This is a genomic window from Methylobacterium guangdongense (assembly GCF_038442355.1).
Classification (GTDB): domain Bacteria; phylum Pseudomonadota; class Alphaproteobacteria; order Rhizobiales; family Beijerinckiaceae; genus Methylobacterium; species Methylobacterium guangdongense.
The window spans coordinates 112,982-138,389 of sequence record NZ_JBBXMX010000005.1; the positions used below are offsets into that span (position 1 = coordinate 112,982).

General features: G+C 69.2%; 27 protein-coding genes. 16 read left to right on the top strand and 11 right to left on the bottom strand.

All coding sequences use genetic code 11. The annotated features are described in order from the left end of the window. Positions 1 to 98: 98 nt before the first annotated feature. The gene (locus AAHG09_RS12415) at positions 99 to 3,413 is read right to left on the bottom strand and encodes a DNA translocase FtsK (protein ID WP_342107795.1); all 3,315 of its coding nucleotides are present in this window, start codon (positions 3,411 to 3,413) and stop codon (positions 99 to 101) included. A 360-nt stretch (positions 3,414 to 3,773) separates the two neighbouring features. Between AAHG09_RS12415 and AAHG09_RS12420 the strand changes: the two genes are divergently transcribed. The 6 genes from AAHG09_RS12420 (at position 3,774) to AAHG09_RS12445 (ending at position 8,065) form a co-directional block, all read left to right on the top strand. Next, complete coding sequence (locus tag AAHG09_RS12420; RefSeq protein WP_342107545.1) at positions 3,774 to 4,067, top strand: toxin-antitoxin system TumE family protein; 294 nt, start codon at positions 3,774 to 3,776, stop codon at positions 4,065 to 4,067. Next, positions 4,064 to 4,471, top strand: a complete 408-nt coding sequence (locus tag AAHG09_RS12425) for an HVO_A0114 family putative DNA-binding protein (protein WP_342107547.1) — start codon at positions 4,064 to 4,066, stop codon at positions 4,469 to 4,471. Before AAHG09_RS12420 ends, AAHG09_RS12425 begins: the two co-directional genes overlap by 4 nt. 101 nt (positions 4,472 to 4,572) lie before the next feature. Next, entirely contained in the window at positions 4,573 to 4,818 is a 246-nt protein-coding gene (locus AAHG09_RS12430) for a hypothetical protein (protein ID WP_342107548.1), read from the top strand. A 148-nt stretch (positions 4,819 to 4,966) separates the two neighbouring features. Continuing rightward, positions 4,967 to 7,054, top strand: coding sequence for an NAD(+) synthase (locus tag AAHG09_RS12435; RefSeq protein ID WP_342107550.1), 2,088 nt, complete (start codon positions 4,967 to 4,969; stop codon positions 7,052 to 7,054). 116 nt (positions 7,055 to 7,170) lie between these two features. Then, entirely contained in the window at positions 7,171 to 7,401 is a 231-nt protein-coding gene (locus tag AAHG09_RS12440; protein WP_342107551.1) for a hypothetical protein, read from the top strand. 256 nt (positions 7,402 to 7,657) lie between these two features. Further along, a complete protein-coding gene (locus tag AAHG09_RS12445) occupies positions 7,658 to 8,065 on the top strand; it encodes a PilZ domain-containing protein (RefSeq protein ID WP_342107553.1) in 408 nt (135 codons plus the stop codon). A gap of 3 nt (positions 8,066 to 8,068) precedes the next feature. Here AAHG09_RS12445 and AAHG09_RS12450 read toward each other — a convergent pair whose 3' ends face one another. Next, positions 8,069 to 8,506 carry an HIT family protein gene (locus tag AAHG09_RS12450; RefSeq protein WP_342107554.1) on the bottom strand — a complete coding sequence of 146 codons (438 nt, stop codon included), beginning with the start codon at positions 8,504 to 8,506 and terminating at the stop codon, positions 8,069 to 8,071. Positions 8,507 to 8,654: 148 nt separating this feature from the next. Between AAHG09_RS12450 and AAHG09_RS12455 the strand changes: the two genes are divergently transcribed. The 3 genes from AAHG09_RS12455 to AAHG09_RS12465 all read left to right on the top strand — a co-directional run bounded on the left by AAHG09_RS12455 (position 8,655) and on the right by AAHG09_RS12465 (position 10,363). Next, the gene (locus AAHG09_RS12455; RefSeq protein WP_342107555.1) at positions 8,655 to 9,614 is read left to right on the top strand and encodes a cation diffusion facilitator family transporter; all 960 of its coding nucleotides are present in this window, start codon (positions 8,655 to 8,657) and stop codon (positions 9,612 to 9,614) included. A 102-nt stretch (positions 9,615 to 9,716) separates the two neighbouring features. Next, positions 9,717 to 9,959 (top strand): type II toxin-antitoxin system VapB family antitoxin, encoded by a 243-nt coding sequence (locus AAHG09_RS12460; RefSeq protein WP_342107556.1) that lies wholly within the window; start codon positions 9,717 to 9,719, stop codon positions 9,957 to 9,959. Continuing rightward, the gene (locus tag AAHG09_RS12465; protein WP_342107557.1) at positions 9,959 to 10,363 is read left to right on the top strand and encodes a type II toxin-antitoxin system VapC family toxin; all 405 of its coding nucleotides are present in this window, start codon (positions 9,959 to 9,961) and stop codon (positions 10,361 to 10,363) included. Before AAHG09_RS12460 ends, AAHG09_RS12465 begins: the two co-directional genes overlap by 1 nt. Before the next feature lie 12 nt (positions 10,364 to 10,375). Here AAHG09_RS12465 and AAHG09_RS12470 read toward each other — a convergent pair whose 3' ends face one another. From AAHG09_RS12470 to AAHG09_RS12485, 4 genes are all read right to left on the bottom strand, one after another. After that, on the bottom strand, positions 10,376 to 11,230 hold the full coding sequence (locus tag AAHG09_RS12470; RefSeq protein ID WP_342107558.1) for an SDR family oxidoreductase: 855 nt from the start codon (positions 11,228 to 11,230) through the stop codon (positions 10,376 to 10,378). Between the two features lie 10 nt (positions 11,231 to 11,240). After that, positions 11,241 to 11,420, bottom strand: coding sequence for a DUF1328 domain-containing protein (locus tag AAHG09_RS12475; RefSeq protein WP_010685332.1), 180 nt, complete (start codon positions 11,418 to 11,420; stop codon positions 11,241 to 11,243). Between the two features lie 111 nt (positions 11,421 to 11,531). Next, positions 11,532 to 12,911 (bottom strand): chloride channel protein, encoded by a 1,380-nt coding sequence (locus AAHG09_RS12480; RefSeq protein WP_342107559.1) that lies wholly within the window; start codon positions 12,909 to 12,911, stop codon positions 11,532 to 11,534. 190 nt (positions 12,912 to 13,101) lie between these two features. Beyond that, positions 13,102 to 14,490, bottom strand: a complete 1,389-nt coding sequence (locus tag AAHG09_RS12485; RefSeq protein WP_342107561.1) for a deoxyribodipyrimidine photo-lyase — start codon at positions 14,488 to 14,490, stop codon at positions 13,102 to 13,104. Positions 14,491 to 15,029: 539 nt separating this feature from the next. Here AAHG09_RS12485 and AAHG09_RS12490 point away from each other — a divergent pair. The 3 genes from AAHG09_RS12490 to AAHG09_RS12500 all read left to right on the top strand — a co-directional run bounded on the left by AAHG09_RS12490 (position 15,030) and on the right by AAHG09_RS12500 (position 17,048). Beyond that, a complete protein-coding gene (locus AAHG09_RS12490) occupies positions 15,030 to 16,145 on the top strand; it encodes an NHL repeat-containing protein (RefSeq protein ID WP_342107563.1) in 1,116 nt (371 codons plus the stop codon). 295 nt (positions 16,146 to 16,440) lie between these two features. Next, the gene (locus tag AAHG09_RS12495) at positions 16,441 to 16,752 is read left to right on the top strand and encodes an EthD family reductase (protein ID WP_342107564.1); all 312 of its coding nucleotides are present in this window, start codon (positions 16,441 to 16,443) and stop codon (positions 16,750 to 16,752) included. Continuing rightward, complete coding sequence (locus AAHG09_RS12500; RefSeq protein WP_342107565.1) at positions 16,749 to 17,048, top strand: hypothetical protein; 300 nt, start codon at positions 16,749 to 16,751, stop codon at positions 17,046 to 17,048. The genes AAHG09_RS12495 and AAHG09_RS12500 overlap by 4 nt, the downstream gene beginning before the upstream one ends. A gap of 288 nt (positions 17,049 to 17,336) precedes the next feature. On the opposite strand, the gene AAHG09_RS12505 is transcribed toward AAHG09_RS12500, so the two are convergent. Further along, positions 17,337 to 18,449 carry an alkene reductase gene (locus AAHG09_RS12505; protein ID WP_342107566.1) on the bottom strand — a complete coding sequence of 371 codons (1,113 nt, stop codon included), beginning with the start codon at positions 18,447 to 18,449 and terminating at the stop codon, positions 17,337 to 17,339. Positions 18,450 to 18,700: 251 nt separating this feature from the next. Between AAHG09_RS12505 and AAHG09_RS12510 the strand changes: the two genes are divergently transcribed. The 3 genes from AAHG09_RS12510 (at position 18,701) to AAHG09_RS12520 (ending at position 22,685) form a co-directional block, all read left to right on the top strand. Next, complete coding sequence (locus AAHG09_RS12510) at positions 18,701 to 19,873, top strand: zinc-dependent alcohol dehydrogenase (protein WP_342107567.1); 1,173 nt, start codon at positions 18,701 to 18,703, stop codon at positions 19,871 to 19,873. A gap of 591 nt (positions 19,874 to 20,464) precedes the next feature. Further along, positions 20,465 to 21,919 carry a methyl-accepting chemotaxis protein gene (locus AAHG09_RS12515; protein WP_342107568.1) on the top strand — a complete coding sequence of 485 codons (1,455 nt, stop codon included), beginning with the start codon at positions 20,465 to 20,467 and terminating at the stop codon, positions 21,917 to 21,919. A gap of 97 nt (positions 21,920 to 22,016) precedes the next feature. Further along, positions 22,017 to 22,685, top strand: coding sequence for an SOS response-associated peptidase (locus tag AAHG09_RS12520; RefSeq protein WP_342107796.1), 669 nt, complete (start codon positions 22,017 to 22,019; stop codon positions 22,683 to 22,685). Positions 22,686 to 22,707: 22 nt separating this feature from the next. Here AAHG09_RS12520 and AAHG09_RS12525 read toward each other — a convergent pair whose 3' ends face one another. Both AAHG09_RS12525 and AAHG09_RS12530 read right to left on the bottom strand, forming a co-directional pair. Then, entirely contained in the window at positions 22,708 to 22,968 is a 261-nt protein-coding gene (locus tag AAHG09_RS12525; RefSeq protein ID WP_342107569.1) for a hypothetical protein, read from the bottom strand. Continuing rightward, complete coding sequence (locus AAHG09_RS12530) at positions 22,968 to 23,291, bottom strand: hypothetical protein (protein ID WP_342107570.1); 324 nt, start codon at positions 23,289 to 23,291, stop codon at positions 22,968 to 22,970. Before AAHG09_RS12530 ends, AAHG09_RS12525 begins: the two co-directional genes overlap by 1 nt. Before the next feature lie 124 nt (positions 23,292 to 23,415). Here AAHG09_RS12530 and AAHG09_RS12535 point away from each other — a divergent pair, with 124 nt between their 5' ends. Further along, positions 23,416 to 23,577 carry a hypothetical protein gene (locus tag AAHG09_RS12535; protein WP_342107571.1) on the top strand — a complete coding sequence of 54 codons (162 nt, stop codon included), beginning with the start codon at positions 23,416 to 23,418 and terminating at the stop codon, positions 23,575 to 23,577. Here AAHG09_RS12535 and AAHG09_RS12540 read toward each other — a convergent pair. Both AAHG09_RS12540 and AAHG09_RS12545 read right to left on the bottom strand, forming a co-directional pair. Next, a complete protein-coding gene (locus tag AAHG09_RS12540) occupies positions 23,571 to 24,203 on the bottom strand; it encodes a pyridoxamine 5'-phosphate oxidase family protein (RefSeq protein WP_342107572.1) in 633 nt (210 codons plus the stop codon). The two genes, AAHG09_RS12535 and AAHG09_RS12540, sit on opposite strands and share 7 nt — an antisense overlap. A gap of 50 nt (positions 24,204 to 24,253) precedes the next feature. Then, positions 24,254 to 25,402 carry a hypothetical protein gene (locus AAHG09_RS12545; RefSeq protein ID WP_342107573.1) on the bottom strand — a complete coding sequence of 383 codons (1,149 nt, stop codon included), beginning with the start codon at positions 25,400 to 25,402 and terminating at the stop codon, positions 24,254 to 24,256. Between the last annotated feature and the right edge of the window lie 6 nt (positions 25,403 to 25,408).

The following is a 25,408-nucleotide window of genomic DNA, read 5'->3' on the forward strand; positions in this document are numbered from 1 at the left end:
CCGACGGCAAACGAGGGCGGGACGAGGCTTAGACCCCCGCCCTGTGGCGAAGATGCGACGCCCGGGCCGCCCCGCGGGGAGGCGGCCCGGGCAGCGTCTCACTCGTCGTCGTACATCCCGGCCGAGCTGTGCGGCATGCCGGCGACCAGGATCTCGCGCTTGCCGGCATGGTTGGCCGGGCCGACGATGCCCTCGATCTCCATCCGCTCCATGATCGAGGCGGCGCGGTTGTAGCCGATCTGCAGGCGGCGCTGGATGTAGCTGGTCGAGGCCTTCTCGTCGCGCAGCACCACCTCGATGGCCTGCTTGTAGAGATCGTCCGACTCACCCCCCGTCGCCGCCGCAAAGGCGCCGATATCGAACACCGGAGCCTCCTCGGCCGGCTCGTCGGACCGCTCGGCCTTGTCGGCGGCGGCCTTGCCCCGGCCGCGGCCGCTCTCCTTCACGGGCTCCTCGGGCGAATCGTCCGCCGTGACGGCGTCGAGGTAGCTCGGGCGACCCTGGCGCTTCAGGTGCGCCACGACGGTCTCGACCTCGCTGTCCGAGCAGAACGGCCCGTGCACCCGCGTCGTGCGCCCGCCCCCGGCCATGAACAGCATGTCGCCCTGGCCCAGAAGCTGCTCCGCGCCCATCTCGCCGAGAATGGTCCGCGAGTCGATCTTGCTGGTCACCTGGAAGCTGATCCGGGTCGGGAAGTTCGCCTTGATGGTGCCGGTGATCACGTCTACCGACGGGCGCTGCGTCGCCATGATCAGGTGGATGCCCGCCGCCCGCGCCATCTGGGCCAGACGCTGGATCGCGCCCTCGATGTCCTTGCCGGCCACCATCATCAGGTCGGCCATCTCGTCGACCACGATCACGATGTAGGGCAGCGGCGTCAGATCCATCGCCTCCTCTTCGAACACCGCCTCGCCGGTGTGACGATCGAAGCCGGTCTGGATCGTGCGCGTGATGGTCTCGCCCTTCTCGCGGGCCTCCTTCATGCGGGCGTTGTAGCCGTCGATGTTCCGGACGGCGATCTTGGCCATCTTCTTGTAGCGCTCCTCCATCTCGCGCACCGCCCACTTGAGGGCGATCACCGCCTTCTTGGGGTCGATGACGACTGGGGAGAGCAGGTGCGGGATGCCGTCATAGACCGACAGCTCCAGCATCTTGGGATCGACCATGATCAGGCGGCACTCCTCCGGCTTCAGCCGGTAGAGCAGGCTGAGGATCATGGTGTTGATCGCCACCGACTTGCCCGAGCCGGTGGTGCCGGCCACCAGCAGGTGCGGCATGCGGGCGAGGTCGGCGATGATCGGCTCGCCGCCGATGTTCTTGCCCAGGCACAGGGCGAGCTTGTGCTTGCTCTCCGCGAAGTCGGCCGAGGCCAGGAGTTCCCGCAGGTAGACGGTCTCGCGGGTCTCGTTCGGCAGCTCGATGCCGATGACGTTCCGGCCGGGCACGACCGCGACACGGGCCGAGACCGCCGACATCGACCGGGCGATGTCGTCCGACAGGCCGATCACGCGGCTGGACTTGGTGCCGGGCGCGGGCTCCAGCTCGTAGAGGGTGACGACCGGGCCGGGCCGCACCGCCAGGATGTCGCCGCGCACGCCGAAATCCTGGACCGTCTGCTGCAGGTTGAGGGCGTTCTGCTCCAGCACGTCGGCATCGACCTCTTCACGGCCGCCCGGAGCCGGCAGGGCGAGAAGCCCGAGCGAGGGCAGCTCGTAATCGGCATTCTCGATCGACGCGATCTCGAGATGGCGGCCGGCCGGGATCAGGTGCGCCCGGGGCGCCACCAGGGGGAGAGCCACCGGCGCCGCGGCGACCGGCTCGGGCACAGCCGCGACAGGGGCAGACTCGATCTCAGCCTCAGCTTCGACCTCGACCTCAGCCTCGATCTGGACCGGAGCCGGCTCGGGCTGCGGCGCCAGCTTGCCCCGGAGAAGGACCGGACGCGGCGTCATCGGGATCACCACCCGCTCGGCCTCGGCGCGCTCCGGGCCGGAGGCGATCGGTGCCGCCGGTGCGGGCGCAGCCTCGGGCTGAACCGGCGGAGCGGCCGGCGCAGGGCTCGGCTGGCCGGCCGCGCGGATCGCCGCCCGGGCCGCCATGGCGTTGAGCATGGGCGCGCGGCGCGGCCCCTCGGGGGTGGCCGGCGGCTCGGCCGTGGCGCTGCCCGGGCCGAAGACCAGCGACAGGCCGGCCGGCACCGGAGCCGCCCCCGGGACGGGCGGCAGGAATGCGCTGCGGATCGCCGCGTTCGCGTCGTCCTGTTGCGCGGACTCGGGTGCGGGCGCCCGGCCGTTATCCTGCCCGTCGGCGGGACGGGGCGGCTGATCGAACCGCACGAGCCGGTCGAGCACGTAGACCGGGCGCGGCGGCAGCGCGGGTGCGGTGTCGAGGGGCGTCGCCGCGGCCTCGGGGGCGGCCAGGGCCGGTTCGACCGCGTCGGCCTGCGGCTCCAGCGCCGCCCAGGCCTCGACGGACGACCAGTCGCCACCGCCGAACCAGGGCTGGACCTCGGACCAGTCGGGCAGGTCGGACCAATCCTGAGCCGGCGCCTCGGCGGGTGCCGTCACGGTCGCCGGCTCAGCCGCCTCGACTTCGGCAGCCTGGGCCACGGCCTCCTGGATAGCCGGCTCAAGAGCGATGGAGTCGACGGTGACCGGGGCGATCATGGCGGTCGACGCGGCCAGCTCGACGGCGGGCCGGACCGGGCGACGATCCGGCGTGCGGAAGAAGCGGACGCCCGGCGGGGCGACGAAGGGCTGGCGCCACAGCGGCACGATCTCAGCCTCCGGGCCGGCCGGGATGGACGCGGCGACCGCCTGCTCGGCCTGCGCCCCGGCGATCCGGTCGCGCTCGGCCTGTTCCTGCTCCGCCTGCTCGCGGGCGGCCCGCTCAGTCTCCAGGGCGAGGGCTGCGGCCTGCGCCTCGGCGCGGGCCCGCTCCAGGGCGACGCGCTCGGCCTCCAGGGCGCGCTGCCGGCGCTCCTGCAGCACGGAATCGGGCGTGCGGGTCCAGCGCACCGCCGAGGGCGGCATGGCCGCGTGCGGCGCGGCGGCCGGGGCGCTCGTCGGCGCGCCGGCCGGGGCGTGATCAGGCGCGATGGCGGCGGGCCGGCGCGGCTGGCGCACCAGCACGCCCGGCGTCGAGGCGCTGCGGTCGATTCGGCTCTCGAACACCGGGGCCTCCGGCGCATCGAGGCTCGCCCGATCGTCGAAGACCTCGTCCGGCCAGACATGCTCGGGCGGGGCGGAACGCGGGCGCACGGTACGCTCCGGCATATCGCGGCCGACCATCGCGGCCGGCGCGGTCAGCCAGCTCGGCTCCGGCCGGCGCCCGGGGGCGCCGTAGGCAGGCCGCGCGGGCAGCCCGGCCGGGGAGCCGGACAGGCGGCGGGTGAGGCTGGCGCGGAGCGCCATCAGCCGGTGTGCCAGGGCTCCCAGGGAGAGGCCCGAGCGGTCGCCGCCGCGCACCGGGCGGGCGGGGTCACGGTGGGAGTACGGAGGCCGTCCCGATGCGCGCATGGGTTCTCGAACGATACTCGAAACAGGGATCCGCCGACGCGCGGCGGGCTGTCTTGAGTTAGGCCATTCGTCGTTAATGGAGGCTTGCCGCGGGCCCATCGGGCGGCAACCATGTGGGCCCGCGGTGAAGCTCAGCGATGCTTCGAGCAGGGGATACTCGCCTCCCGTGCGATCGACCACGACATGCTCAACCAGAAGCCAGCGCACTTGAAAATATGACACTTGATGTCATACTTTCGCTGTCAGATATGGCGCATGGCCAAGGCGACGCCCCTCTTCAGCCGCCGAATCGACTATGACGACGGCGCAATCTTGCAGATGAGGATCGTGGTCGTGCCGACACCGGTGCGCGGATCGGCGCATAGCCTGAAATACTCGCTGTTCTATGGACGCGCCGGCGAGCGCATTCTCGCCTACGACAACGAGGCGGGGAAAGGCGATCACATCCATCGCGGAGACTTGGAGACCCGCTACATGTTCACCACGGTCGAACAGTTGGTCGCGGATTTCCTCAGCGAAGTCCGCCTGCTTCGCGGAGGATCGGTATGAACAAGGGCCCCCTCATTCAGATTGGCGGATCGGCTGAGGACATGGGTGAGGCCTTCATCACGGCTTGGCACCGCGCCGAGGCTGGTGATCTCACGCCCGAGCGGCCTGTTCTGGTGTTCGAGAGCCTGAGCGGCTTCAAAGCCGCGTTTTCCAATTCGCGGATCGAGATCCTCGACGCACTTGCGGAAGCGCCGGCACCGTCGATCACAGCACTCGCCGGTCGCGTCGGGCGGCCCTACAGGCGCGTTCACGACGACGTGGCCGCGCTCACCAAGACCGGTGCCATCCGCAGAACCGGTCGGCAACTCACCTTGGCTGCTTCAGAAGCGACCGTGACGGTGAAATTTGGCAGATCTGGAGCCGGCAGCCGGGATGCAGAGCTGGCGACCGAACCTACGAAATAGCGGTGGGTACAAATGACATCAACGGCCCCTGCGCCATCGTCGTGCCTGTGTTCAAAGCGTCTCTGTCGAAGGTGATCCCGCACTGGCCAGCTGGATCCATCATGCGTGCCCTCACATTCCTCGCTCTCGCCGCGTTGTTCTCGGTATCGGCCCCGGTCCTCGCCCAGGACTTCGCCCGGCAGCGCGAACTCAACGCACTGAAGGATATCGCGGCCAGCCAGCGACAGCAGACCGAGATCCTGCGCCAGCAAGCCCAGCGCGACAGCGCGCGGGCCTGGCGCGAAGAGAACGCCCGCGTGAACGCCCAGCGCGACGCACGCTCGGCGCGGCGGTTCGACCGGCACTGACCGGCGCCGCCTCACGGGTCGCTTGGCCTCATCGGACGAATCGGGACCGGCATCTGCCGCGCGGCTGGATATTCCGCGGAACATGATGTCGTGTCCCACGGTCGAGCCACATATAGGCTTGAGAGCCCCCTCCCCCGGACAGGTGCCCGTGACCCAGCCGCCTTCCCCCTCTCCCGCCGATCCCCGGGGCCTCGGACCGGCCGGCTTCCGCTCCCTCTACCGCCACGGCTTCGCCCGGGTCGCGGCCTGCACCGGCCGCAGCCATCCGGCGGAGCCCACGCGCAACGCCGACGCGGTGCTGGCCCTCGCCCGGACCTGCCACGATTCGGGGGCGGCGCTGGCGGTCTTCACCGAACTCGGCCTCTCGGCCTACGCGATCGAGGACCTGCTGCTACAGCAGACCCTGCTCGATGCCGTCGAGGCGGAAGCCGCCCGGGTGATCGCCGAGTCGGCGTCCCTGCGGCCGCTGCTGCTCGTCGGCGCGCCGCTGCGCTGGCGCCATCGGATCTACAACTGCGCGCTGGCGATCCAGGGCGGCCGCCTGCTCGGCGTCGTGCCGAAGACCTTCCTGCCGAACTACCGGGAATTCTACGAGAAGCGCCATTTCGCGTCCGGCGCCGGAATCACCGGCGAGACCATCCGGGTCGCCGGCCACGAGGCGCCGTTCGGCACCGACCTGCTGTTCCCGGCCGAGGACCTGCCGGGCCTCGTGGTCGGCGTCGAGATCTGCGAGGACCTGTGGGTGCCCGAGCCCCCGGGCATGCGCGCGGCGCTGGCCGGCGCCACGGTGCTGGCGAACCTGTCGGGGAGCCCGATCACGGTCGGCCGGGCGGAGTCGCGGGCGCTCCTGTCCCGCGCCGCCGCGATGCGCGGCATCTGCGCGTATGTCTACGCCGCCGCCGGCCAGGGCGAATCGACCACCGACCTGTCCTGGGACGGCCAGACCAGCATCGACGAGCTCGGCGTGCGCCTCGCCGAGGGCGAGCGCTTCCCGCAAGCGCCGGTCGCCACGATGGCCGATATCGACCTCGACCTGATCGCCCAGGACCGCCTCCAGGCCGGCAGCTTCGACGACGACGCGCGCCGCCACGCCCTCGCGTATCGTCGGGTGCCGTTCTGGCTCGACCCGCCGGAGGCGGATCTCGGCCTGATCCGCCGGATCGAGCGCTTCCCCTTCGTGCCGGCCGACCCGTCGCGTCTCGCGCAGGATTGCTACGAGGCCTACAACATCCAGGTCGCCGGCCTCGCCCAGCGGCTGGAGGCGACGGGGACCCGCAAGGCCATCATCGGCGTCTCGGGGGGCCTCGACTCGACCCACGCGCTGATCGTGATCGCCAAGGCGTTCGACCGGCTGGGTTACCCGCGCTCCGACATCCTGGCCTATACGCTGCCGGGCTTCGCCACCTCGAACGCCACCAAGACCAACGCCCACGCGCTCATGAAGGCGCTCGGCTGCACGGCCGCCGAGATCGACATCCGCCCGGCCGCCAAGCAGATGCTCGCCGACATGAACCACCCCTTCGCCAGGGGCGAGGCGGTCTACGACGTGACCTTCGAGAACGTGCAGGCGGGCCTGCGCACCGACTACCTGTTCCGGCTCGCCAACCATGCGGACGGCCTCGTGGTCGGCACCGGCGACCTGTCGGAGCTGGCGCTCGGCTGGTGCACCTACGGGGTTGGCGACCAGATGAGCCACTACGCGGTCAATGCCGGGGTGCCCAAGACCCTGATCCAGCACCTGATCCGCTGGGTGATCGGCAACGGCGAGGTCGGCCCCGAGGAGGCCCGCACCCTCCAGGCGATCCTCGACACCGAGATCTCCCCCGAGCTGGTGCCGATGGACCAGGACGACAGCCCGCAGAGCACGGAAGGAACGATCGGCCCCTACGCGCTGCAGGATTTCAACCTGTTCTACACGCTGCGCCACGGGTTCCGGCCCTCGAAGATCGCCTTCCTGGCGCTGCACGCCTGGGGCGACAAGGCGCGCGGCTCCTGGGCGCCGGACTTCCCCGAGGCCAAGCGGGTCGCCTACGACCTCCCCGAGATCCGCCGCTGGCTCGGCGTGTTCCTCAACCGCTATTTCGGCTTCAGCCAGTTCAAGCGCTCGGCGCTGCCGAACGGCCCGAAGGTCTCGGCCGGCGGCTCCCTGTCGCCCCGGGGGGACTGGCGTGCGCCCTCGGACGGGTCGGCGCGGATCTGGCTCGACGAACTCGCCCGAAACGTCCCTGAAACTTGACCGTCACAAACTCGACGGATTGTGCCATTATAAGCACGGTCAAGCCGATTCTTCGCAGTGCACGCGTGTGAACTGGGGATCGTCGGCTTCGAGGGCGGCCAGGCGGAGGACTTCGAATGCGAAGCTACAACCTGTTCCAGCTCAAGGGCGAGGAGGGCCTCTGCTGCGCGGTGCCGGAGGCGAGCACGGTGCCGCCCTTCATCGGTGCGGGCCGCTGGATCTTCGGCGGCAAGCTCTGCGACGGCAGCCGACAGCCCCGCGATTTCGACGACCGGGCCGCCGACACCGCGGTGCGGTTCAACGGCTTCTACCTGTTCCAGACCATGGACCGGCGCTTCATGACGTAAGCGGGCGGCTGGTTCGCATATTACCGTTTCAAGATTGAGGATGAGCCTGTCCGCAACTCCCCCTCCCCCTCTGCGGGGGAGGGAGACGCGCGGGCCGTTAATCGCCCCACCAGCCCCCCCGACAAGAACTTGTCCCTGCCCACATCTCTACCGGTATCCACCGGTGGATTAGGCCCCGAGTCCGGTATCCCGGCGAAGATTCCTTAAGGGCTGGCGTGCAGATTCGGTCAAATCGCCAGCCTTCCGGAGCCGCCCGATGTCGGAGCACCGCCGAGAGACGCGCCAGAGGGTCTTCCTCAAGGGCCGCATCGTCTTCAACAACGGATCGTCCAGCTTCGACTGCCTCGTCCGCGACATGTCCTCGTCCGGCGCGCGCCTCGTCATGAGCGACGCCGCGACGCTGCCGGAGGCGTTCGACCTCTATATCCCGCAGAAGGATCGCACCTACCGTGCCACCCTGCGCTGGCGGCGGGAGGACGGGATCGGCGTCATCTTCGAGGATCCCGCCCGGGCTCCGGCCGTGGCGCCGACGCCTGATCCGATCGCGACCGACGCCTCCGTGACCATGCTGCTGCGGCGCGTCAGCGAGCTGGAGACCGAGAACGCCGCCCTGCGCCGGCTGCTCGCCAGCATGGCCCAGGGCGATTCCGCGAGCGCCGCCTGACGCTTATCCCTGCGCTTCGAGCGCGGTGCGAATGCGGGCCGCGTGCTCGGCCAGAACCGCGTTGTCGGCCATGCCGCCCTCGTGGCGCTTCAAGGGCACGCCCTCGCGCCGCGGGATGACGTGGATGTGCAGGTGGAACACGGTCTGGCCGCCGGCCGGCTCGTTGAACTGGAACAGGGTCAGCCCGTCCGCCTGGAACGCTGCCTTCACGGCCCGGGCGACGCGCTGGACGCTTGCCATCAGGGCCGCGAGCGATTCGGGCTCGGCATCGAGCAGGCCGCGGGCCTGCGCCTTCGGGATCACCAGGGTATGGCCCTCGCCCTGGGGCATCACGTCCATGAAGGCCAGCGTCTGTTCATCCTCGTAGACGCGGTGGCAGGGGATCTCGCCGCGCAGGATCTTGGCGAAGATGTTGTCGGGGTCGTAGTGCGCGTCGGCCATGCCGCCTCCGGAAAACCTTGGGCAGCGACAGGTTGCACGGGCCGCCCGGCCGCGTCCACATGGGAACCCACCGCCCCCGAGATGCTTGCACCGCCGCGGTCGGAGCGTGGCGGTGGGCGGCGCGGATCGCGGTGCAGAGGATGACCGGATGGCGCATGAGAGCACGGGGGCGATCTACGCGGCGGCGGGCGCCAACCTCGCCATCGCGGCGGCGAAGTTCGTCGGCGGGGCGCTGACCGGCTCGACCGCGATGCTCGCCGAGGGCGTGCACTCGGTGGTCGACACGGCCAATCAGGTGCTGCTGCTCGTCGGCATGAAGCGCTCCGAGCGGCCGGCCGACGACCGCCACCCGTTCGGCTACGGGCGCGAGATCTACTTCTACGCCTTCGTGGTCGCGCTGATGATCTTCCTCGGCGGCGGCCTCTTCGCGGTCTACGAGGGGATCGAGCGGGTCCGCCACCCCGAACCGGACTCGGATGCCGAACTCTTCGGCTACCGGCTGCCCGGGATCTGGGTGAACGTCGCGATCTTGGGGTTCGCGATCGCGGCCGAGGGCACCTCGTTCTTCGTGGCGATGCGTCAGTTCTGGGCCGAGAAGGGCAAGCACTCGGCGGTGCGGGCGATCCGGCGCAGCAAGGATCCGACCCTGTTCACGGTCCTGGCCGAGGATTCCGCCGCGCTGATCGGCCTCGTGATCGCCCTCGCGGGCGTCGCGGCCAGCCACCTGCTCGACATGCCGAGCCTCGACGGCTGGGCCTCCGTGGGGATCGGCCTCGTGCTGATCGGGATGGCCGGCTTCCTGATGATCGAGACCCACGGCCTGCTGATCGGCGAGGCCGCCGATCCCGAGGTCGTCGCGGCGATCCATGAGCTGGCCCGGGCCGAGCCGGGGGTGCTCCACGTCAACGAGGTGCTGACCCAGCATTTCGGCCCGTCCGACATCCTGGTCAATCTCAGCATCGACATGGCCGACGATGTGAGCGCGGGCGATGTCGAGGGCCTCGTGACCCGCCTCGACCGGGCGCTGAAGGAACGCAATCCGGACGTGACCCGGGTGTTCATCGAGATCCAGCAGCAGGGGGACCACGGGGTGCGGCGGGCGGCGTGACGGGGCGGACCGAACGTCGGTTCGGTGCCGTATCCCTTGGACATCGTATGGACAGGCACTATGTCACCGTCCATACACGGCATAGCAGGCGAGGACGGCACGATGCTGAGCATCCGGGATGAAGAAGTCCGCACCCTCGCTGAAACGGTCATGAGCAAGTGTGGGGCACCAAATCTCACAGCCGCGATCAAGCTTGCTCTGCAGAACGAGATCCGGCGTGCAGACGCGGCAATCCCCCTAGCGGAGCGCATCGCGGCGATTCGATCCAGGGCCTTGGCAAAGGCGAAAAATCCGCCCCAGCCTAAACTGACCGACGCCGAACGCGACGCTCTCTGGGGTCCGTAATGTTCATTGAGACATCGGCGCTGATCGCAATCCTCGCTGACGAGCCGGAAGCCGCCGCCTTCCTCGCACAGATCGAAAACGCTCCGCGTCGCAGAACGGGCGCACATGTTCGCCTGGAGGTGACGATCAACCTCGTGCGTATCCTCGGTCTCGAAACGGCAGAGGCTCACGAGGCCTACGACGACTTCCTCGCCGAAGCAGGAATTACCGTCATTCCGATCACGGACGCCGTTTCACGTCGGGCCGTGCAGGCTTTCGCCGCCTACGGCAAGGGACGCGGTCACCCGGCACAGCTCAACTTCGGCGACTGCCTGTCCTATGCCTGTGCGGCCAAAAACTGCGATACGATCCTCTTCAAAGGCCGCGATTTTTCCAAGACGGACCTCGCATCGGCCCTCACCTGAGCCGATTGCACCTCACCCGCTCCGCCCCACCTGCTGAAGGCTCAGCGCCCAGACCCGCTCCTGCACGGCCTCGTCGCGGCTCTCCGCCGAGGACGTCTTGGGCTTCGAATGCGAGAAGTAGCGGCCGGTGACGCCATCGAGCTCTGGGGCGCTCGCCACGTGGAGCGAGGTCTGCGCGCCCTTCTCGGGCGTGGTCAGGAACGGCCGCATCAGCGACCACGCGGTGCCGAACAGGCCGCCGGTGTTCTTGGCGAAGCCCGTGTTGATCACCCCCGGATGCAGGGCGTTCACGGTGATGCCGTCGCCCCGCAGCCGCCGGGCCAGGGCGTAGGTGAACAGCACGTTGCCGAGCTTGGCCTGCGCGTAGGCCCGCATGGCTCCGTAGCGCCGGGCACCCTCGAGGTCGTCGACATCGATGTGCCCCCGGTAATGGGCCGCGGAGGCGACGTTGACGATCCGCGGCTTGCCGCCGGCCGCAGCCGAGGCCTTGAGCGTGTCGAGGAGTTCCAGCGTCAGCAGCACGTAGCCCAGGTGGTCCAGCGCCCAGGTGCGCTCGATCCCGTCGACGGTGAGCGTCCGGTGGTCGAAGATCGCGCCGGCATTGTTGACCAAGACGTCGAGCCGCGGATAGGCGTCGCGCAGGGTCGCGGCGAGCCGCCGGATCTCGGCCTGGGACGACAGGTCGGCGATGTGGGGATCCACCGCCGCGCCCGGCACCGCCGCGCGGATCCGCTCGGCGCTGGCCTGGGTCTTGCCGGGATCGCGCCCGACGAGGCCGACGCGCGCGCCCAGGCGCGCGAATCCGAGGGCGGTCTCGTAACCGATCCCGTTGGTCGCCCCGGTGACGAGGCAGACCTTGCCGCGCATCACGCCCGCCTCAGAACACGGCTTGGCCGACCGCGAAGGCGATGACCACGATCACGATGGCGATCAGCAGGAACAGGCCGAACAGGATCCGGGCGAGCGAGCCCGCGCCCGAGGCGATGCCGGTGAAGCCGAGGCCGCCGGCAATCAGCGAGATCACGAAGCAGATGAGGGCCCATTTCAGGAGGGTCATGGCGTCACTCCGCAGGCGCCCGATGACCGGGCCGGTTTCGTTGCCTCAACCGACGCCAAGCGAGACCGTTCCGCCGATTCCACCGCGAGCCGCTTATTTTCTTAACATCGGTCAGCCGGTCTTGGCCACCGGCTGCGCCGGCACGTCGGCCCGCTCCAGCATGATCTCCGCGAGCGTGTGGTAGAGCCCGCCCCGGCAGACGGCCTTCGAGGCGGCGTCGGAGATCAGGGCGGCCACCATCAGCGGGATCATCATCGCGTGGTTCTGGGTCATCTCGGTGACGATGACGAAGCTGGTGATCGGCGCCTGGAGCACGCCGGTGAGGTAGGCCACCATGCCGATCAGCACGAGGGCGCCCACCGGCACCTCCGGGAGGAGACCGTGGACCGCGCCGCCGAGGCCGGCCCCGACCGCCAGCGAGGGCGCGAACAACCCGCCCGGGATGCCGCTGATCGAACTCAGCACCGTGGCGGCGAATTTCAGCGGCGCGTAGCCCCAGCCCGCCGCCGCGTCGCCGTGCAGGATGTTCCGGGCCTCCTCGTAGCCGGTGCCGTAGGCGGCTCCCCCGGAGGCGAGGCCGCACAGGGCGACGCACACGCCGCACAGGGCCGCGAACACCACCGGCCGCGTCCGGATCAGGCGGCCGACCCGTCCGGGCAGGCCCCGGGCGAACAGGATCACGATCCGGCTGAATAGCCCGCCCGCGAGCCCGCCGATCACGGCAATCAGCAGCACGATCCAGCTGACGGCGAAGGGCAGCTCGGCCTGGGTGGTGCCGAAATAGGTGTAATTGCCCAGGAGCCACAGGGAGGTCAGGCCCGCCGCCACGATCCCGGCCACGATCAGCCCGGAGGAGCGCGCCTCGTAGGCCCGGCCCAGCTCCTCGATGCCGAACACGATGCCGGCGAGCGGCGTGTTGAAGGCGGCCGCGGCGCCGGCCGCCCCGCCGGCCAGCAGCAGGCCCGGCAGGCGGTCCGGCGTCAGCCGGCCGAAGGCCGCCATGATGGCGGCGCCGACCTGCACGGTCGGCCCCTCGCGCCCCGCGGAGGCGCCGCACAGGAGCCCCAGGAACAGCACCAGCACCTTGCCGATGGCGACGCGTGGGGAGATCAGCGAGAACCGGAAGCGCGCGTCCCGGGCGTGCCGGGCGGCGATCACCTGCGGGATGCCCGACCCTTGCGAGTTCGGGAACACCGTGCGGGCGAGGAGCGCAGCCAGCGCGAAGCCGGCCGGCGTCAGCACCAGGGCGATATAGGGGGAGATTCCGATGAGCCGCCGGAACCCGTCCTGCGCGAGGTCCGCCCCCTTGGCCATCAGCACGGCGGCGAGGCCGACACAGATGCCCCCCGCCAGGAACAGCATCCGCCCGCGCCAGAGCGGATAGGCCTCCAGCGAGGCCGAGCGCAGGCGCATGATCGAGCGGCGGTAGCGGGAGCGCCGCGGGCGGGGAGAAGTGGTCGTTTCCCGCACGTCGTCCCGTGTGTCCACCATGATCGAGCACTGTACCCGCGCCGCCGAAAGGGACGCTATAGCGCAAGCGGCGGGCAATGGCCCAGGTCATGGCATATACCAGGCCACGATAGGGGGCCGCCGGGTCTGTGGACCGCCCGGGCGCGCCGCCGGGCCCCGGTCTGGGGGACCCGATCGATCCGCCTCCGCGTCGCCTTTCGGGCTTTCCGCCTCACGCCTCCGCGGCGCAGAGCTTTTCCACCGCCTTCACATACGCCTTGGCGTCGAACTTCTTCAGCGAGTTCTCGCTCTGGTAGCGGACGGTCCCGAAGACCTTGCGCTTCTGCCAGGGGCGGTCGTGCAGGCCGTAGACCCAGGCGACGTTGGTGAAGGAATTCGGATCGCGCCCGTCGAGGAAGTAGCGGTTGTTGAGCCGGAGCGTGCGGGCGAACCCCTCCTCGGGCGAGGGGGACCACTCGAGGATCTTCTTGCCCCAGTACATCCGCAGCTGGTTGTGCATGTAGCCGGTCTCGCGCATCTCCTGCATCGCGGCGTTCCAGTAGCGGTCGTGGGTCTCGCCGGCCGCCAGCTGCGTCTCCGAATAGGCATGCGGGCGCTCGTCCTTCGCGTGTTCGGCCAGCGTCTTGCGGGCCCATTCGGGCACCGCCGCCGCGTAGGAATCGTAGTCCTCCGTGTAGAAGACGTGGTTCATGGCGAGTTCGCGCCGGACGATCACCTCCTCCAGGTAGGCGCCACGGTCGTCGTCGTCGCCCGTCTTGGCCTCGCGCACCGCCAGGGCGATCTCAACGGGCGAGATCTGACCGAAATGCAGGTAGGGGCTCATGTGCGAGGCGGCGGCCGCCTCCGGCATGTTGCGGTCGGCGCCGTAGCCCGCGAACCCGTCCTTCAGGAAGGCCTTCAGGCGCCTGCGGGCCTCCGTCTCGCCGCCGACGAACCGCTTCACCGGCCCCACGTCCCGATCGAGCGTCATGCCGGCGAGCACCGTCTCGGGATCCGAGACATCGATGGCGCTCTTCAGCTTGAGCTTGCCGGCCGCATGCTTCGGCTTGCGCGGCTTCAATGCGGCGATGAACGGGTCCCAGAGCCGGTTCAGCTTCGGCCGCAGGGTGCGGGCGGCGTATTCGTGCTTCTGGGAGGCGGTCTCGACCGGCACCACGACGTCGCCCTCGACCTGGACGATCCGGGTCTTCACCGCCTTGGTGATCTCCGCGTACCAGCCCTTCTGGATGGCGAGGTAGCCGCGGTCGAGGACGAGGAGGGCCGCGTCCTTGGCAAGGTCGATGGCGACCTTGGCGGGCGAGGCCTTGCGCATCACGAAGCCGATGCCCCGCTTCTCCAGTCCGGCCTTCGCGTCCGCGAGCCCCTGAAGCAGGAAGGCATAGTGCCGGGCATTGGCCTCGGGGAAGCCGCTGGCGCCGTCGAGCAACCCGAAGCAGGCGACCACCGGCAGATCCAGCCGGTTCGCCTCCTCGATCGCGAATTCGAGGGCTGGGTTGAACGTCGCCCGATTGGCCTGCTGCAGAAGATACAGGACGTAGCTCCCGTCTTCGCGCGGCTCGACGTCGTTGAGAACCCGGATCCGCTCATTCTGGATCGCCATGCTGACCCTGATCCCCGCTGTGCACCACGTGCTGAACACTTGGCGGGAAAGCTAGAGCGGGCCGCGCCGGCGTCTCTCCGGGATGCAGACAGGCACACGGGCAATCGAACGGCGGAGCGTGTGCCGGGATCGACAGCCCAAACGTGCATCGTGTCAGCGACTTACGCACCGATCGACGCCCCCTGGACGCGGGAAATCTGACATCGACGGTCGAATGGGCGCCTGCGGCATTTTCAACACAGAGGTCGGGAGACACGTGTGCAGCCGCACAAAGGGACAGCCCTGCTGTCCTGTCGGTCTTGAATTTTTTGGCCAGGGGCGCAGATTGTGCAGCGCGGGACGGCGATGGCGTCGCGGTCCTGCAGCCCTTCTTGGGCGTTTCCTCCCTAGACTTCGGGCCGCCCCTTCGTGGGGTGGCCTTTTTTCTGTCCGGATGGTCGCGGGGCGCTGTCACCGATCCGCCCTCCGCCCCCTGGATCCCGACCCGTCCTGACGTCATGCTGGCGCCGAGCGCCGGAACAGGCGCGGGAGGATACGCCATGAGGATCTCTGCCGCGCTGCCGGCGCTCGCCTGCCTGCTCGCCTTCTCGGGCCCCGCACCGGCCGCGGAGCCGCCGCGCTTCCAGGTCGATCCGAACTGGCCGAAGCCGCTGCCGAACGACTGGATCCTGGGTCAGGCCGCGGGCGTCGCCGTGGACGCGCAGGATCATGTCTGGGTGATCCAGCGCCCGCGCACGCTCACCGACGACGAGAAGGCCGCGAGCCTCGATCCGCCCCGGACCAAGTGCTGCAAGCCGGCCCCGCCGGTGCTGGAATTCGATCAGGCCGGGACTTTGCTGCGAAGCTGGGGCGGCCCCGGCACGGGCTACGACTGGCCGGCCAACGAGCACGGCATCCAGATCGACGGCCAGGGCTTCGTCTGGATCGCCGGCAACGGCGACCAGGACGGGCAACTGCTGAAGTTCACCCCCGAGGGCAAGTTCGTGCTGCAGATCGGCAAGGCCGGACCGCAGACCGACTCCCGCGACACCAGCCGGCTCGGCAAGCCCGCCAACGTCGATTTCGACATGGCGGCCAACGAGGTCTACGTGGCGGACGGCTACTACAACCACCGCATCATCGTGTTCGACCGGGATACCGGCGCGTTCAAGCGGATGTGGGGGGCCTACGGAAAGCCGCCGACCGACGAGAAGCTCGGCCCCTACGATCCCGCAGCCGCTCCGGCTCGGCAATTCGCCAACCCGGTCCACTGCGTGCGCATCGCCAAGGACGGGCTGGTCTATGTCTGCGACCGGACCAACGACCGGATCCAGGTGTTCAAGAAGGATGGGAGCTTCGTGACGGAGTTCTTCGTGGAGAAGAACACCCGGGCCAACGGCTCGGTCTGGGAGCTGGCCCTGTGGCCTGACGCGAACCAGACCTACCTGCTCAACGCCGATGGCGCCAACAACGAGGTCCGCACCCTGGAGCGCGCCACCGGCGCGGTGGTGGGCGCCTTCGGCCGGAACGGGCGCATGGCGGGCCAGTTCCACTGGGTCCACAACCTCGCGGTCGACTCGCACGGGGACGTCTTCACCACCGAGGTCGATACCGGCAAGCGCGCGCAGAAGTTCGTGCCGGTGGGGGATGTGGGTCTGCCGAACCGCGCGCCTTGAGGCGCGGTCACGGCTGACCGGTGGACCGGGCGCTGGACGGTCGAGACGGCCGAGCGCTCGAATCAGGGATGTCCCACCAGCCGGGACATGCCCCGTTTGAACCCCGGGACGACGCCTCGGAAGCCCTCGCTTCCGGGCGCGATTGCCCTAGATCGGCCCGATCGACGCAGCGTGTCCTTGCGAATGACCGGCGCGCTCCTCGTCTCGCCGCGCGCAACCGCCGGGACGCTTTGCGAACACCCGCGGCCTGCCCCATGGTGGGCGGATCGAACCCCGCAGAGGGAGAAGGAACGACATGATCCTGGTCAGCGTGATGTACCCGACCGGCGCGAGCTTCGACATGGGCTACTATCTCGGCCATCACATGCCGCTGGTGCGGGAGCGCTGGTCGGCGCTGGGCTTGCACGACGCCAAGGTGGTCAAGGGCGTCGGGACGCCGGATGGCGGCGCTGCGCCGTTCCAGGTCATGGCGTTGCCGACCTTCGAGTCGGCGGATGCCTTCCAGAAGGCCGTAGCGGCCCACGGCAACGAGATCTTCGCCGACATCCCGAACTTCACCCAGGCCCAGGCGCAGGTTCAGATTAACGACTTCGCGGAGAGCCCGTGATCGATATCGTCAAGGCGGTGCAACAGGCCGATCCCGGCCTCGGCACCTACGTCGTCGTCCTGCGGGGCGACTCGCGCGTCCTCGACGGGCCGGAGCGCCTGACGCCGGAGGTCCAGGCTTGGCTGTCGGCCCATGCGCCCGGTGGCCGCCTCGCACGGGTGAAGATCCATCTTGCGCCCTATCCGGGGGCGGCACCCACCGAGCGGGAGGTGAGCGTCATGGCCTTCGCGGAGGGACGGGAGCTCGCCGCCTTCGCGACGACTTGGACCGGCGATCCGCTGCCGGACGAGGCGTGATGCCCCCACGCCGCCGGCGTGCTGGCAACGTTTCAGCTGTCCGACCCTGAGGCGCAGTCTGAGGTTTGGACAGCTGCAAAGCTTACGCCGTGCTTCGTGGCCGGTGGTCGTCGACCCCGCGCCCGACGCGCGCCTCGATACGAAAGCGGTGCCGGACCGATATCGATGCGCGTACAGACGCCGTTCCGTCGCCATCGCTCAACTGTGAAGCTTCGGTTAAGACCGGTGTTTCACGTGAAACATTTCTAAACCAACGGTCCCGTCCAAACCTCACCGGCCTTTACGCGCTCACCGGCGAACGGGAACCGGCCCGTTCAGGCCTGGCCAGTCGGAGTAGCCGTTGGCGCCACCGCCGTACCAGTAAACCTTCGGCGCCTCGGCCACCGGCGCACCGACGGCGAACCGTTCCACGAGATCGGGATTGGCGAGGTAGGGCCGACCAAAGCTGAAGAGATCAGCCCGGCCTTCGGACAGCTCGTTCTCGGCGAGATCCAGGGTCAACCCGTTATTGCCGATGTAGGCGCCCTTGAACCGATGGCGTAGCGCGGCGAGATCGACGCCCTCCGGCGCATCGCGCGTCTGTTGCGTCACCCCTTCAATCGCATGGACGTAGAGAAGCCCGAACCCGTTGAGCGCATCGACATAGGCCCCGTAGGTCGCGTTCGGGTCGGAGTCCAAGGGGGTCTCCCCCGGCTGCGTGGTGGCGGGGGAGATCCGGATGCCGACCCGGTCGCCGCCGCCCCAAACCTCCGTCACCGCCCGGACCACCTCCAGCGGGAAGCGCAGGCGGTTCTCAACGGAGCCGCCATAGCGATCGGTCCGCCGATTGGTCGAATCGCGGACGAATTGCTCCAGCAGGTAATTGTTGGCCGAGTGGATCTCGACCCCATCGAACCCCGCCCGCTTGGCGTTCTCCGCGGCACGCCGGTAATCGGCAACGATGCCCGGGATCTCGTCCGTCTCCAAAGCGCGGGGCGTCACGTGGGGCTTCATGCCCTCACGCGTGAAGGCGGTTCCCTCCGGCTTGATCGCTGAGGCCGAGACCGGCAGCGCCCCGCCCGGCTGGAGGTCGGGATGCGAGATCCGGCCGGTGTGCCAGAGCTGAAGGAAGATCAGCCCGTCATTGGCGTGGACGGTCCGGACGATCCGGGACCAGCTGTCCACCTGCGCGTCGGACCAGATCCCCGGCGTGTAGGCATAGCCCACGGCCTGGGGTGAGATGTTGGTCGCCTCCGCGATGATCAGGCCGGCGCTCGCCCGCTGGCCGTAATAGTCGGCCGCGAAATCCGGCGGCACGCCGTCATTGTCCGAGCGGCTGCGGGTGAGCGGCGCCATCACGACGCGGTTCTTGAGGCTCAGGCCTTTGATCGTGACGGGCTGAAGGATCGGGCTGTTCGGCATCGGGGCTCCCGCTTCGGGCTGCAAGCGGACAGGCGCCGGGGCTCGCGACGTCACGTCCTCACAGGGCGCCGGAGCACCCCATCGAGCCAACAACCCCACACGGCCGGGTCAGGGTTCCACACAGAGCGTGCATCTCCGGTGCACCCTACGGCGAAATCCCGCCGGGTCGGAACTTGGCCGTACCGTGCCGGGCTTGAACCCTCAGACGGCCGCGCTCGGCCCTCACTTCCAAGACTGTGGAGATCCCCGTCATGAAGGCACTGTGCTGGCACGGCCGTAACGACATCCGATGCGACACGGTCCCGGACCCGAAGATCGAGGATTCCCGCGACATGATCATCAAGGTCACGAGCTGCGCGATCTGCGGCTCGGACCTGCACCTGATGGACGGCCTGATGCCGACCATGGAGAGCGGCGACGTCCTCGGCCACGAATTCATGGGCGAAGTCGTCGAGGTCGGTCAGGGCTTCACCAAGTTCAAGAAGGGCGACCGGATCGTCGTCCCGTTCAACATCAATTGCGGGTCCTGCCGGCAGTGCAAGCTCGGCAACTACTCCGTGTGCGAGCGTTCGAACCGCAACGCCGAGATGGCGGCGGCGCAGTTCGGCTACACGACCGCCGGGCTGTTCGGCTACTCGCACCTCACAGGCGGCTACGCGGGTGGGCAGGCGGAGTATGTGCGCGTGCCCATGGCCGACGTCGCGCCCATGAAGGTACCGGACGGGATGGACGACGAGTCGGTCCTGTTCCTCACCGACATCCTGCCCACCGGCTGGCAGGGCGCGGAGCATTGCGAGATCCAGGGCGGCGAGACCATCGCGATCTGGGGCGCGGGGCCGGTCGGCATCTTCGCCATCCAGTCGGCCAAGATCATGGGCGCCGAGCGCATCATCGCCATCGAGACGGTGCCCGAGCGCATCGCCCTCGCCCGGAAGGCGGGTGCCACCGACGTCATCGACTTCATGAACGAGGACGTATTCGAGCGCATCAAGGAGATCACCAAGGGCCAGGGTGCCGACGGCGTGATCGACTGCGTCGGCATGGAGGCGAGCGCCGGACACGGCGGCATCACCGGTGTGCTCTCCGCGGTGCAGGAGAAGCTCACCGCCACGGAGCGGCCCTACGCACTCGCCGAGGCGATCAAGGCGGTCCGACCCTGCGGCATCGTCTCGGTGCCGGGCGTCTATGGCGGCCCGATCCCGATCAACATGGGCTCGATCGTGCAGAAGGGCCTGACCCTGAAGAGCGGCCAGACCCACGTGAAGCGCTACCTCGAGCCGCTGACCAAACTGATTCAGGAGGGCAAGATCGACATGACCTCCCTGATTACCCACCGCTCGCAGAACCTCGCGGACGGGCCGGACCTCTACGAGGCCTTCCGGGACAAGAAGGACGGCTGCGTGAAGGTGGTGTTCCACCTCTGATCTGACGCGGAAGACATCGATCGATCGGAGATGCTGTGTGCGAGCCGGGCGGCGATGCGTTGCCCGGCCTTTCAGGCTGGCGCTTCTTTGCCCGACCGCCCTCCGCAGCTCCGTCAGCCGGAACGTTTCCGGGGCGGTGAGCGCATGCCTGCTGTCCTTTTGCGGAGATCCGGATCGACGCGACGCGACGCGAACAGGCGTGGCCGTTCCGTCGGGCACAGTCATTCAGGCGCCATCCGCGAAAGGCGTCCAGCACATGCCTGCATCTCACTCGCCAAACGTACGCCGATGATGAAGGCGTCGCCCTTACAACGTAAAACCGTGTTTAATTTAAGTTACATTGGCTAAAAGATGCTGTTTAAATTATATTTTTTACCCGCCTTCAATGATTGATGCCTTCTTGCAAGATTGATGTAAATCAATTTGCGCCCGCGGGCGGCACTCTAACTTTGAGACCACCAGAATGTGACTCACATATTTTGATCGCGGATCGTATGAGGATCCCGGCTGCACAGATCCGGCGCGATCATTGGAAAAATCAGCGCCGTCAAAGGGGGATCAACTTAAATGGCCATCGTGTTCGATCGGAGTATGACATCTAAACTCGATGCTTTGGACCGTTCCCAAGCCGTCATCGAGTTTAATCTCGACGGCACGATCCTGACGGCCAACAAAAATTTCTGCGATGCGCTCGGCTATCGGCTCGATGAGGTCCGCGGCCAGTTGCACGCCCAACTCGTCGATCCAACCTATCGCGACAGCACGGCCTATCGGGACTTCTGGGCGGCTTTGCGCGGCGGTGCGTTTCAGGCGGGCGAATTCAAGCGTATCGGCAAGGGCGGCCGCGAGGTCTGGTTTCAGGCGACCTACAATCCGATCCTCGGACGCGGCGGCAAGCCGATCCGGATCGTCAAGTTCGCCAGCGACGTCACCGAGCAGGTGCAGCGCACGATTGCCTATGAGGGCCAGATCAAGGCCATCACCCGCTCGCAGGCCGTGATCGAGTTCGGGGTCGACGGAACGATCCTCACCGCCAACGAGAACTTCCTCGCCGTGATGGGCTACCGGCTGGCGGAGATCGCAGGCCGGCACCACAGCCTGTTCATCGAGGCCGGGGCCCGCGACGGTGATGCGTACCGAACCTTCTGGAGCCGCCTGTCCGCCGGCCAGTACGAACTGGCCGAATTCCGGCGCGTCGCCAAGGACGGCCACATCGTCCACATCCAGGGATCGTACAATCCTGTCTTCGACCGCGACGGACGCCTCCTGAAGATCGTCAAGTTCGCCACCGACGTCACCGCCCAGGCGCGGGACCGCGAGCATCGGGCAGAGTTGCAGGGCGCGATCGTCCGCGATTTGAACGCCATCGCGGACGCCTCGTCGAACGTCTCGCAGCAGGCCGGGCAGGCGGCGGATTCCTCGACCCGGGTCTCCACCGAAATCCAGGCGGTCGCCTCCGGGGCCGAGGAGCTCGCCGCCTCGGTCACGGAGATCGGCGGTCAGGTGCAGCAGGCTTCGGAGATTTCCGGGCAGGCGGTCGATCAGGCCAAGGCGACGCAGACGATCATCGGCGGCCTCAGCGAGGCGGCGACGCAGATCGGCGAGGTCGTGGCGTTGATTCAGAGCATCGCGGCGCAGACGAACCTGCTCGCGCTCAACGCCACCATCGAGGCGGCCCGCGCCGGCGAGGCGGGCCGGGGCTTCGCGGTGGTCGCTGCCGAGGTGAAGGAACTGGCCAACCAGACGGCCCGGGCGACCGAGCAGATCGGCTCGCAGATCTCCGGAACCCAGGAGGCCACCCGGGAGGCCGTGGGGGCGATCGGCGCGATCCAGGCCACGATCGTGCGGCTCAACGAGGTCGCCAGTGCGATCTCCACGGCGGTCGAACAGCAATCCGCCGTCACGCGCGAGATGTCGGCCAACATGCAGACGGCCGCGCAGGGGGTCGGCGCGATCACCAGCGGCCTCGGCCTCATCGCCCAGTCGGCCGTGGAGGCGGACCAAGCCACGCAGAAGCTGCGCGGCGCCGCCCAGAGCCTCGCGTAGCCGCCGGCCCCGCAACCGCCGGTGTTGACGGCCCTGCGCCCCGCGCCGAGAAGGCGCGAGGTCCCGGATGCGGGACCGGGACGGGCGGGACCGCGCGATGTGCAACCTCTACAGCCTGCGCACCGGCCCGGCAGATCTGCGCCGCGCCTTCGGGATCGCCGACGACCGCACCGGCAACCTGCCGCCCTTGCCGGCGATCTTCCCCGATCAGATGGCCCCGGTGGTGCGCAACGGCGCGGACGGCCGGGACGCGATGCTGCGCTGGGGCATGCCCGGCCCGAAGGCGTTCGGCGAGCACCCCATCACCAACGTGCGCAACGTCGCGAGCCCGCATTGGCGGCCCTGGCTGGGGCCGGCCCATCGCTGCCTCGTGCCGGCCACCGCGTTCAGCGAATACGCCGACACGAAGCCGCGCAAGACGCCGGTCTGGTTCGCCCTGACCGAGGACAGGCCGCTCTTCGCCTTCGCGGGGATCTGGCGACCCTGGACGGGCGTGCGCGGGACGAAGCGCGAGAACCCGGACCGCACGGAGGCCGAGCACATGCTGTTCGCCTTCCTGACCACGGAGGCGAACGGCATCGTCGGGCCGGTCCATCCGAAGGCGATGCCGGTGCTGCTGACCAAGCCGGAGGAATGGGCGACCTGGCTGGAGGCCCCGACCGCGGAGGCGTTGCGCCTGCAGCGCCCGCTCCCGGATTCGGCGATGCGGGAGGTCGCCCGCGGCCCGCGCTCCGACGGGGCCGAACCGGAGGCTGAGGACGCCTGAATCGAGGGGCGCCCGGATGCCGCTATTGAACCGGGCCGCCGTCGCGCGTGTGCAGCAGGCGGATCGCCTCGCCCAGGACCGCGTGCAGATCCGCCGCGCCCTGCGAGCTGAGCGGCAGGCCGACCCGCTGGCCGTGGATCGTGTCGAGCACCACCATGGCGAGATCCTCGCCGATCAGCAGGCTGGGCTGCGGCAGGCAGAGCGGCAGCACGAAATCGCCCTCCGTCTCGCCGAGGACATCCAAGGCGTCCGAGGGGCGGAAGGGGGGCTTCGCATCGGTCATCAGGGCTCTCCCTCATGATCCTGTCGGTGGTTCCGGGCCGGCAGGCGCAGCGACCGGACCGTCAACGTGTCGATCTCCAGCGACCCGACCTCGAGCGCGCCCACGCGGGCACGGCCTACCGAGAGGCGGCCGATCACGAAGGCCCCGATCGCCACCGCGCCGAAGGCTGCGGCTCCGAGCGCGAGCGCGCCCAAAGCCGAGGCGCCCATCGCCCCGGCTCCGACGGCGCCCGCCCCAAGCAGAGCCGTATCCGCGGCGGGAGGCACGACCGCGTGGCCGCGCGTCGCCTCACGTCTCTCCCGGGGCATCCTGGATGCGCGCATGCGGGACCCTCTCGCGGTCGGTCGGAGGGTCCATATAGCGGCTGTTAACCGGGTTTTCACGCGCTCCGGCCGAGGCTGACACCTGTTCGACCGCGCATCCGCGCGGCCCGGGAGGACGCTGCCCGTGTCGCACCTGCTTCAGCCCCTCGCGATCTTCGCCTGCGGCTGCCTGCTGATCCACGCGGGCCGCGCCTATGCCCGCGCCACAACGATGCTGCTCTCGGCCACCGCCCTGACGCTGAGCGTGACGCTCGGCACCGTGCTCTGCCAGCGGATCGGTCAGTAAAGCCGCGTCCGGTAGGCGTCGGCGATCGAGGCCTCCGCCTCCACGACCGTCGCGGCCGCGGTCTGGTCGGCGAGGATGCGGCCCAGGCTCGGGAAGGTGTCGCGCGGAACGTGCCGCGCCGGATCCCAGAGCTTCGAGCGGATCATCGCCTTGCCGCAATGGAAGAACGCCTCCCGCACCCGCACCACCAGCCCGGCCGCCGGGACCTTCCCTTCGGCCACCAGGGGTTCGAGCAGGGCCGGATCCCGCGTCAGGGCGGCCGTGCCGTTCACCCGCAGGGTCTCGTTGATCCCCGGCACGAGGAAGATCAGCCCGAGCCCCGGGTTGTCGAGCAGGTTGACGAACGTGTCGATCCGGTTGTTGCCGCGCCGGTCCGGGATCACCAGGGTGCGGTCGTCCGGCGTCGCCACGAAGCCGGGGGCGTCGCCGCGGGGGCTGGCATCGACATTGCCGGATGCATCCGCGCTCGCCACCACCAGGAACGGCGAGAGGGCGATGAACCGCCGGGCGTAGGCGTCGAGGTGGTCCAGCACCTTGTGGGCGGCGAGCGGTCCCACGGCGCCGAACTGCGCGCGCAGATCCGCTTCCTCATCAGACGCGGGGGAAACTTGCGTTGCAGCGTCCATCGGTACCTCGTCGCGCGGGGCCACGAACTCACGCGGTGGCGGACGCAACGTCAAGGCCAGACCCGGATCGCCACCGGGCGGCGCAGGAGGTCCCGGTCCGACGTAATGCTGCAGCCCTCTCTCCGCAGGCTGGCGTAGGTCAGGAGCGCGGTGTCGCCGACATCGTCGAAATTGCGCCCCTTCGCGTCCGGATCGAGCAGCGACGGATAGGCGATCAGCGGTCCGGTCGCCGTGCAGGGATCGTCGTAGAGGGTCGCGCCTTCGACGAGCAGGCGGGGCTGGTCCCAGGTGATCAGGTCGCGGGAGCTGGTCCAGTAGAAGCCCGACCGCGCAAAGCCGTCGCCGGCCTTGGCCATGAACACCGCGATCCAGGCGCCCGAGCCGCGGTGCCGGACCACGGCCCCGACCGGTCCCGGAAACGGTCCGACCGTCCGGCAGGTGGCGGGTTTCGGGGCGGGCGTCCGGTAGGGATCCGGGAAGGCGGCGGTGAAGCCGGCGCCGGTCCAGGCCCGCCAGCGGGTCGGGTCGGCGGGATCGTCGCTGCGGAAGAGGCAGATTCCCGCCTCCTGATCGCTGCCCGGCCGGGTCCAGCCGGTGGTCGAGGCCAGGAAATAGCGCCAGCGCCCGTCCGCCACGATGTTCGACGGGTTGAAGAAGCCCCGATGGTGCCCCTGATCGATCTCCTGCCGGAACGGCGCGCCGGCCACCACCACGGGCGGGCTTTTCCGCGTGAAGCTGCGGCCCCCATCCACGGAGGCGGCGGCCGTGATCGTGTTGTACCAGCAGGCCATGTAGGTCCCCGCCGGGCAGCGGCCGGGATGCTCGTTGGCCTGATATTCGTGGTGGAGGAGCGCCGCCACCCGGGTGCCGTCCTCCGTCCAGGTGGCGGTGATCCAGGAACGGTCGTCGTAGGCGGCCGGATCGGACTTCTCGCCCGAGTCGAGCACCACCGTGCAGTCGAGCTTGAGATGGCCGAGATCCGGGCCCCGGAGCGCCCGGTTGCGGTAGTGCATGCCGTAGAGCGCCACCGCGCCCGACGCGTCGCGGAAGGCGCGGGCCGGGGCGTCCGGCACATCGGCGCCGTCGCAGGCATCGCGGCCGGCCTTGAAGACGATCGACGGCGGGCCGACCAGGGTCAGGGCCGAGAGCGGGGGATCGGATGCGGCGCCTGCCGGGAGGGGGATCAGGCTCAGAAGCATCACCGC